At 41.4% G+C, this 1,059-nt stretch carries 1 protein-coding gene; it reads left to right on the forward strand.

The window, feature by feature from the left end; all coding sequences use genetic code 11:
* On the forward strand, window positions 1-1,059 hold a 1,059-nt coding region (locus Q0296_RS10230; protein WP_298040263.1), incomplete at both ends, for a hypothetical protein.

A 1,059-nucleotide genomic window follows, 5' to 3' on the forward strand; every position in this document is an offset into this window, starting at 1 on the left:
CACCTATACGCCGTGGCAAAAGGAAGTCTTTTTTGAGAATACCGCACGCTTTACAACAATAGAAAAAGGTCGGCGTGTAGGATTTACCAAAGGTATTGCAAACGCCACGATCGAGTGGCTTTTAGAGGGTAAAAAAGTGCTTTGGGTAGATACTATCACATCAAACCTACAAAGATATTATGAACGCTATTTTTTGCCTGAGCTAAAAGCTCTACCAAAAGAGCTATATAAATTTCACGCACAAGACAAAAAGCTAAGTATTGGCGAGGGCTACCTTGATATGAGAAGTGCGGAACGCCCAGAAAATATCGAGGGCTTTGGCTACGATATAGTGATCCTAAACGAAGCTGGCATTATCTTAAAAGATGCATACCTTTGGGACAACGCCATAAGAGCAATGCTGCTAGATAACCCAAAATCAAGAGCGTTTATAGGCGGCGTGCCAAAAGGCAAAAACCGCTTTTATGACCTTGCTAAACGTGGAATGAGTGGTGAGAAAGACTGGAAAAATTATCAAATATCAAGTTTTAATAACCCACTACTAAAAAAAGAACAAATAGACGAAATGGTGGCAGAGCTTGGCGGTATAGATAGCGATGTGGTGCGTCAAGAGATATACGGCGAGTTTTTAGATACAACCTCAAACGTGCTATTTAACCTTGCTTTGATAGAAAATGCTTTTAGCACTCAGATGCCAAACGAAAAAGCTAGCATTGTTTGGGGGCTAGACGTGGCACGTGAGGGGGATGATGAAAGCGTGCTTTGTATTAGACAAGGATACGGCGTTACAAACTTTTACACATTTAGGCTTGATAGTGTTACCGCCTTAGCGCGAGAGATTTTTGGAATATATGAAAGAAGTGAGAATAAGCCAGACGCTATTTTTATTGACAGCGTGGGCGTTGGTGCTGGTGTGTTTGATACTCTAGTGGATTTTGGCTTGCGTGGGATAGTCAGAGAGGCAAAATTTTCATACAAAGCCACAAATGAGAAGCTTTACGCCAACAAGAGAGCGGAAGCATATTTTACACTCAAAGAGAAATTTAGGCTACTTAGCAT

Origin of the sequence: uncultured Campylobacter sp. (assembly GCF_937890585.1) — a bacterium.
Taxonomy (GTDB): Bacteria; Campylobacterota; Campylobacteria; order Campylobacterales; family Campylobacteraceae; genus Campylobacter_A.